The sequence below is a fragment of the Niameybacter sp. genome, assembly GCF_036655075.1.
Classification (GTDB): Bacteria; Bacillota; Clostridia; order Lachnospirales; family Cellulosilyticaceae; genus Holtiella.
Genome location: NZ_JAVVQU010000004.1, coordinates 103,658 through 111,997, shown reverse-complemented (window position 1 = coordinate 111,997; position 8,340 = coordinate 103,658). Strand labels below are relative to the sequence as shown.

General features: G+C 35.2%; 5 protein-coding genes. 1 reads left to right on the top strand and 4 read right to left on the bottom strand.

Annotated elements, in window-relative coordinates:
- Positions 1-421: 421 nt before the first annotated feature.
- Both truA and RRY75_RS02550 read right to left on the bottom strand, forming a co-directional pair.
- Complete coding sequence (gene truA, locus RRY75_RS02555; protein WP_332527863.1) at positions 422-1,159, bottom strand: tRNA pseudouridine(38-40) synthase TruA; 738 nt, start codon at positions 1,157-1,159, stop codon at positions 422-424.
- Between the two features lie 31 nt (positions 1,160-1,190).
- A complete protein-coding gene (locus RRY75_RS02550; protein WP_332493350.1) occupies positions 1,191-2,054 on the bottom strand; it encodes a radical SAM/SPASM domain-containing protein in 864 nt (287 codons plus the stop codon).
- Between the two features lie 571 nt (positions 2,055-2,625).
- Here RRY75_RS02550 and adhE point away from each other — a divergent pair.
- Positions 2,626-5,241, top strand: a complete 2,616-nt coding sequence (gene adhE / locus RRY75_RS02545; protein WP_332493349.1) for a bifunctional acetaldehyde-CoA/alcohol dehydrogenase — start codon at positions 2,626-2,628, stop codon at positions 5,239-5,241.
- Positions 5,242-5,315: 74 nt separating this feature from the next.
- Here adhE and RRY75_RS02540 read toward each other — a convergent pair whose 3' ends face one another.
- Together RRY75_RS02540 and RRY75_RS02535 are read right to left on the bottom strand one after the other, a co-directional pair.
- A complete protein-coding gene (locus RRY75_RS02540) occupies positions 5,316-6,476 on the bottom strand; it encodes an ABC transporter permease (RefSeq protein ID WP_332493348.1) in 1,161 nt (386 codons plus the stop codon).
- Between the two features lie 53 nt (positions 6,477-6,529).
- On the bottom strand, positions 6,530-8,326 hold the full coding sequence (locus tag RRY75_RS02535) for an HlyD family efflux transporter periplasmic adaptor subunit (protein ID WP_332527864.1): 1,797 nt from the start codon (positions 8,324-8,326) through the stop codon (positions 6,530-6,532).
- Positions 8,327-8,340 lie beyond the last annotated feature (14 nt).

Here is an 8,340-nt window from a genome sequence, read left to right as displayed (position 1 = left end):
AATTAGTATAATCGCTAGGTCTAAAAAGAATTCATAAGAAAGCATATCATTTCCCACCCTTATTCAACTTGTAGTTTGTTTTCAACTACCTATTATATACCTCTTAATTCAACTTTCAACTTATGTAAAATATTATTTAATATCGTTATTTTATATTTTCTAAATTAAATTATTTATTTCTTACAATTTTTCTTTATAATAGATACACAATTTGTTGTATTTTAAACCTAATTTCTATTTTGATTAAACACCTGTAAAACTTTGAATAATTTTTTTCATAAATTCTTCATAATTTTTTCTACTTATAAATTCATTTTATAACAAAAGGTCTATAAACCTAGCGTAAACTTGCTAGTTTCATAGACCTTCTGTTTATAGACATTTATAACTCTTCATCAGCTTATAGTCTCTTTAAGTGTTCTTAGTATTGAACGTCCAGGAGACAAAGTCCTTTAGACTTAGCCAATGTTGCATATTCTGGTTTAGTACAAGCCTCAAAGCTTGCTTTCATATCTTCTATAGTATTTTCTCCAAGTCCAACTTCAAGAAGCGCACCTATAATAAGTCTTGGCATATGCCATAAGAAATCATTGGCAGTCACATCAATAGTCACTACACCTTCTTTTTCTTCAATCTCAATCATATGGATTGTGCGCACTGTTGACTTGCCATTTGCTTTTAAGCTTGTAAAGCTTTGGAAATCATGGCTACATTCTAATACTTGTGCTGCTTCTTTCATAGCTTCTATATTTAAAGCATCGTCTTCATGATACGTATACTTTCTGTCAAATACATTTCTTACACGATTGTTGTTGATACGGTAACGATAAGTTTTAGACTTCACATTATATCTTGCGTGGAATCTTTCTCCTACTTCTTCTACTGATTTAACCACAATATCATCTGGTAAAAACTCATAGAGATAATCAAGAACCATTGTCTCACTAAGTTCACATTCTGTTTGGAAGTTTGCCACATAATTTTCTGCATGTACACCTACATCTGTACGCTCACATCCAATAAGTTGAATCTTTTCATGACTCATTTTAGAAAGAACTGCTTCGATTTTACCTTGTATGGTTAAATCATTGTCCTTTTGAGCCTGAAACCCTTTATATCTACTACCATCATATTGAATAACAAGTTTAATATTACGCATTTGCTTACCTTTAATCCTTCATTTATTTTATTTAGTAACGTTTGGCATAGCCACAGCGTTTACAAAGTTCCTCTACAGCTTGACGATTGGAAAAACCTTCATAAATCCTTGTAGCACGCGGACTTTTTAGAATCTCTTCAAGAGATGTTTCATAGATGTTGCCCAGTGGAATATTACCTTCACTATCTAAGCAACAAGGCACTACTGTACCATCTACTAAAATACCTAGTTGGTCACGTAACCCATAGCAAAACATTTGACCCGTATCATCTGCTTTATCTATGTCTGGCCAATCAAACTTTTCTGCCATGTTTAAGTATACATGGTCTTGAAGTTTAAAACTAGGTTTATGTTGAAGTGCTTCACTCAATTGCCCTTGTAAATGAAATGCTTCTTCTAATAAATGTAGAATAGGCATATTTAAAGCATTACTTGCCTTGAGTGTCTCACTATCTTTGTTCCAAAGTCGCATGGAACAAATAATACGTGGCGCTGCCTTATTTACAAATCGTGCAATCTGCTCTACATAAGCGCTTAAATCAACACCTTGGTCATTGGCTTCAAAACTATGCAAAGAGATATTCACTTGTCTTAAGCTCTTTGCCTCAATCAATACATCTTCTACTTCATGAAGGAGCGTTCCATTGGTAGTTAAGTTAACTTCAAGTCCTGCCTCGTAAGCTATTTCTAAAAACAGCCTTAAATCTTTATGCAACGTAGGTTCGCCCATCAAATGTAGATAGATGTAATCTGTATAAGGCTTAACTGCTTCTATAACCTTTTGAAACTGTTCACCGGATAAGATTTCTAGTTTTCTTTTTGTTTTAGGGCAAAAATTGCAACTAAGATTACAAATATTAGTAATTTCTATATATACTTTTTTAAATTGTTTCATTCTATACTCTCTTTTATATACTTTATTTTATAACTTCTGTGAAAATTGGTTCTAAAACTTATCCCCTCTTTTCAATTCCATTGTACTGGTCCTAACTTAATATTTCAAGCCGCTCTAAGTTTTCCTTTCTAAAACTTGATTTCTTTCGCTAGACTCCTAACAACATTTCTCACATCCTCCCTTAATATTTTACAAATAGACTATTCTATCTCCTCTTCTTGTATCCTATTGTCAATCCCCTTTGCTATTTAATTCACATTCTAAACTTATAAAAAATTTTATATTTCTAAATTTCTATGCATTACAAATAGATATTTTCATTAATGTACAATAAAATAGTCTATTTATTAATTTTATATTTAATTCAATCCATAATTATATGACATTTTCGTTGTTTCTCAAACAAATAACCTTTTTTTATTAGATATTTTATACATAAATATAATCTTCATACTAACTTGTTAAATAATTGACAATATTTTTTTCTAATGATATTATTAAACCGTAATAAAAAACTATAACATAATTCAATAAATTAAATTATTATTTTTTCATAAGGGAGGCTATTATTATGGCTACAGAAAAAAACGTTAAAGTAGAAGCACCTGTTGTAGATGCTCAAGCTATGGTAAATGAATTGGTAGAAAAAGCAGACAAAGCACTCGAAGCATACATGAAACTCGACCAAGCACAAATTGATGAGATTACAAAAGCAATGGCACTTGCTGGTCTTTCAGCACAAATGAAACTGGCTAAAATGGCAGTAGAAGAAACAGGTCGTGGTGTCTTTGAAGATAAAGTTACAAAAAATATTTTTGCAACAGAATATATCTATCACAGTATTAAACATGATAAAACTGTTGGTTTAATTGAGGATAATGAAGATGAAGGTTACTTAGAAATTGCTGAACCAGTAGGAATCGTATGTGGGGTTACACCTACAACTAATCCAACTTCAACAGCTATGTTTAAAGCTATTATTTGTGCTAAAACACGTAATCCTATTATCTTTGGATTCCACCCATCTGCCCAAAACTGTTCTCGTGAAGCAGCTATGATTGTTAGAGATGCTGCAATTGCTGCTGGTGCTCCTGAAAACTGTGTTCAATGGATTGACTATCCATCTATCGAAGCAACGACTGCACTTATGAATCATCCAAAAGTAGCTATGATTCTTGCAACAGGTGGTTCTGCAATGGTCCGCTCTGCATACTCAGCTGGTAAACCCGCACTTGGTGTAGGCCCTGGTAACGTTCCTGCTTTCATCGAAAAAACTGCTAACTTAGAACAATCTCTTACAGATCTTATGCTTTCAAAAGCTTTTGATAATGGTATGATTTGTGCTTCTGAACAAGCTGCTATCATCGAAGCGCCTGTATATGACAAAGCCGTAGCCTTTATGAAAAAATTCGGTTGTTACTTTGCAACCAAAGAAGAAATCAAAAAACTTGAACCATTTGTAATCAATCCTCAAAAACAAATGGTTAATCCAGATATCGTAGGTAAATTCCCTTATGAAATTGCTGCACTTGCTGGCATTACTATTCCAAAAGAAACTAAAGTTCTTTGCTGTGAAATTGATGGTATCGGTGCAGATTACCCACTTTCTAGAGAAAAACTTTCTCCAGTTCTTGCTATTGTTAAAGCAAAAGACGTAGAAGATGGTATAAGACTTGCTGAAGCTATGGTTGAACTTGGTGGTCTTGGACATACAGCTGTTATTCATTCAACTAACGAAGCACTTATTGCTGAATATGGTGAAAGACTTAAAGCTTGTCGTATTATTGTAAACTCTCCTTCTGCTTTTGGTGGCATTGGCGATGTTTATAACTCTATGATGCCATCACTTACACTTGGTTGTGGCTCTTACGGACGTAACTCTACTTCTTCAAACGTTACAGCAATGAACTTAATCAATAAGAAAAGGGTGGCAAAAAGACGCGTGAATATGCAATGGTTTAAAATCCCAGAAAAAATCTATTTTGAAGCAGGTTCTGTTCAATATTTATCAAAAATGCCAAACATCTCTCGTGCACTTATTGTAGCTGACCCAATGATGGTTAAACTTGGGTATGTAGACCGTGTAATCTACCAACTTAACAAAAACCCAAACAAAGTTTCTATTGAAATCTTCAGCGAAGTTGAACCCGATCCAGACCTTGAGACAGTAAGAAAAGGTGCTGAAGTGATGCGTTCCTTCCAACCAGACGTTATTATTGCCCTTGGTGGTGGTTCTGCAATGGATGCTGGTAAAGCCATGTGGTTATTCTATGAACATCCAGAAGCAGACTTCGTAGGTATGGCTCAAAAATTCTTAGATATTAGAAAACGTGTTTATAAGTTCCCTCATATGGGTAAAAATGCTAAATTCGTTGCAATCCCAACTACATCTGGTACAGGTTCAGAAGTTACATCCTTCGCTGTTATCTCTGATAAATCTAAGAATATGAAATACCCTCTTGCTGACTATGAATTAACACCAGACGTAGCAATCATCGATCCAGAATTTGTAATGAGTGTACCTGCTGGTCCTACAGCTGATACAGGTCTTGATGTTTTAACACATGCTATTGAAGCTTATGTTTCTGTACTTGCTTCAGATTTTACAGATGCTCTTGCTATGAAAGCTATCCAACTTGTATTTGACTACTTACCACGTTCATATAAATTGGGTGCTAATGACCCTGAAGCCCGTGAAAAAATGCACAATGCATCATGTATTGCTGGTATGGCCTTTACAAATGCATTCTTAGGTGTGAACCACTCACTTGCTCATAAACTTGGTGGCGAATTCCATATTGCACATGGTCGCGCAAATGCAATCCTTCTTCCACACGTTATTGGATACAATGGTGAAACAAATCCTACTAAATTTATGGCATTCCCTAAATACGGTAAGTTTACAGCACCAGAAAGATATGCTGACATTGCTAAAATGTTAGGACTTCCAGCTTCTACTCCAGAAGAAGGTGTTAAATCACTTGTTAAAGCTGTACGTGACTTAATGAAAGAGCTTAACATTCCTTATACCTTAAAAGAAATGGGTATTGATGAAAAAGTATATCTTGATGCCATCAAAGACCTTTCATATAAAGCTTTTGAAGATCAATGTACAACAGCTAACCCAAGACTTCCAAAAGTCCAAGAGTTAGAAGACCTTTACAAACAAGCTTACTACGGAAAATAATTTATTAATTTAATAGAGGCTACCACGAAATGCACGCTTAAAGTGCTATTTCATGGTAGCCTCTATTTCTTATCTTATTGTATTTCAAATAATGTCTTCCATTTCGTAATAAGAAAGTCAATTACTAGGTACATAGGTATCACAACCCAAAACGCCCTTATAACACCCACTTCTTCACCTATTCCATACATCACAAGTATACTTACAAAACTTATAACAATGGCAAGTAACACCCTCACAAAAAGTTCTTTACCTGTATTAAGTTTCATCTTTTTGATAAATAGCATAATACCTACCATTGTTAAAGTAAAACTAATGATTAAGTTTGTCTGTAACGTCTGATACCAGTAATCCGGTAAATAAGAAGGTAACGCGTCTAGCATTGCTTTATTTTCTCCTATCTTATTTACAAGATTAGACCAAAACTCAATATCTGACCACTGATTTGGAATCATATAGGCTGGTAACTGGAATGTAAAAGGTACAAGTTCACTCATCATCCAGGTTGTACAAATAGCAATTAGAGCTAATAACAGTGCAGATACCCAATATCTATGGGTCTTATAAATAAAATAGTACAGTTTAAGAAGGACATAGGTGCCTAATAAACCTCCTGGCAAAAGAACAAGATTACTTAATCCTATACTTTTTAGAGAAAGATTATTCACAATGCCTTCTGGCAAGCTATACTTTGACCTTAAAGTATTCAGGTGTTCTTCTATATTGCCTTGTTCCATCATGACTAACCGTAGCGCACTAAACTGAGCATCCTTGCTCTTTTCATTTACTTGCACCACAATGCTCTTCGTGGCATCTTGTAATATGCCTCTTACAACATATTCTCTCTCTTCATGTTTAAATGTTTTCCCCACTACATCCGTACTTCCCCAGAGTTGTTCGGCTACCCCCTTCGTTATAATTGCCCCTTCGCTATCTCCTTTATAAAGGTTCTGCCCTATTAGTTTATCCTGTGGGAGTAGCAACGTAAGTTGACCATATACTTCAAGCAAGTCTCCCTCTATACTTTTTTCTAACTCTTCATTTTTAAAGGTTTGTTTTGATGTTTGTTTCCAAGCAACAACACCTTTAATAAGTTTATTCTCACTTTCTGTCTCACCTTTTTCTACTTCTTTAACTTGATCTAAAGTAAGTCTATCTGCAGTATAACGCAGTTCTACCGTTTCCTCTAATCTTAGTAGCTTTTGTGCATTCGACAAGCCTACACTCCATGCCATGAGGATTACACCTACGAGGCATATATAGGAAAGAATGCGCTTATTTGCCCTCATCATTGTTCAATCAGGCGGACTCGATTGCCTGATGAGATAGGCTTATTACTGTTTACGATAAGGGTATCTTGTGGCCCAAAAGCACCTTGTACAGCTACAGAACTTTGATTTTTATCTAATTTCATTACATCTACACGCTCTGCAACCATTTGTTCTCCAAGGGTTGTTGTTTTCTTTTTAGCTACGAACACGTAACTTCCATTATTATCTTCCTTTACTGCTTCAATAGGCAATACATACTGATACTTTTCGGATTCCTTCGAAACCTTAAGTGTTGCATTCATACCCGTATCGCCTCTGGGTACAATGACACTTATTTTTTTCTTCCCACTACTTTCTCCTTGTACATAGACAATATTCTCAATCACTGTATCTTGTAGCGGTTGTTTTTCCCCTTCAAGTGTGACTTCTACCGAGTCACCTATTTGAAGCCCTTCACTTTCTTCTTGATTCACTTCTACTTCCAATATGTACTCACTTGTATCTCCAATGAAAGTGACTAAGTCTCCACCTGTTGTAGTCACACCTTTTTCAACTTTCACTTCTTTAATCATACCATCTGCTGGTGCAAGCATTTGTCCACCTTCTGCAATACTTTTTTGAATATGTTCTATTTCCTTTTGCTTAGCCTCTATATCTAGTTGCATCAACTGTTTATCAATGGATTCTTTTTGAGCCGTTTGCTCTTCCTTTAAAATATTAAATTCATCTTTTCGAACTGCTACATCTAATGCTTTTTTAGCTTCATCTATTTTTCTATCCATTTCTCTCAGGGCTTCCTTTTGACTTACAAGTGTATCTTCTATGGCACGCTTTTGCTCTTCAACTTGGCGTGTTGCAACTTTTACCTTTTCCTCTTCTTGTTTCAGAAGCGACTCGTCTATTTCACCATTTTCTAACTTCTTTACTTTCCCACTCGCTTTTTTGAGTGTTTCTTCTGCCTCTTTGACTTTACGCTCCCAATCCTTTTTAGTCATGTCGTATTCCATTTCAGCTCGCTCTACAGCCTGTAGTGCACTTGTTGATTCTGTGCCTTGACCTGCTACAAGCCAAAGGTTTTCTTTTGCATCTTTTAAAGCTTGTTCTGCTCTTTTAAGCGCTTTTTCTTGTTCATATTTTTGATCACTTAAATTTTGTTTTTCCTTGGTTTCTTCTTCTTTTGCCTTTTGGAGTTGTTCTTTCAAGCTACTGCCTTTAAATATCTCTAAATCTGCTTGAGTTTGTTGCAAATCGCTCTGGGCTTCACTTACCTTTTTTTCTACACGATCCACTTTAACTTGCTCTTTTTCTATAAGGTCTAACTTATCTGCTTCAAGTTTTGCAATGTCTTGCTGGGCCTCTTCTACTGATGTTTGTGTTGTAGAAAAATCTTTATTAAGGCCTTGTTGTTCAAGTCTTAGTTGAAGTTTTTTTAGCTCATCTTGTGCAACATTTAATTTTTCTTCTAAGGCTTTCGCATTTAATATAAGGAGTGTATCACCTTTTTTAACACGGTCCCCTGCCTCTACTAAAATATCTTGTACTATAAGTCCAGTACCGGCTTCCATGCTTTCTTCCTGTCTAGGCTTTAAAGAACCTATAACCTCTAGTTTTTGCTCAATACGTCCGCCCTTAGGATGCGTTACTGTAACTTGTGGGGTAGTAAGGGTATCTGCCGTCCTAGATAATCCTGTTAATACTACCATAATGATTAAAAATCCAGCCAGGCCTTTGAGTGCCATTTGTTTGACGTAATCGCTCTTTTCTTTAGGTGGGGGGATCTCTTTTTGAAGTTGTTTTTTAATATCTATATGCATAAATGATACCTTTC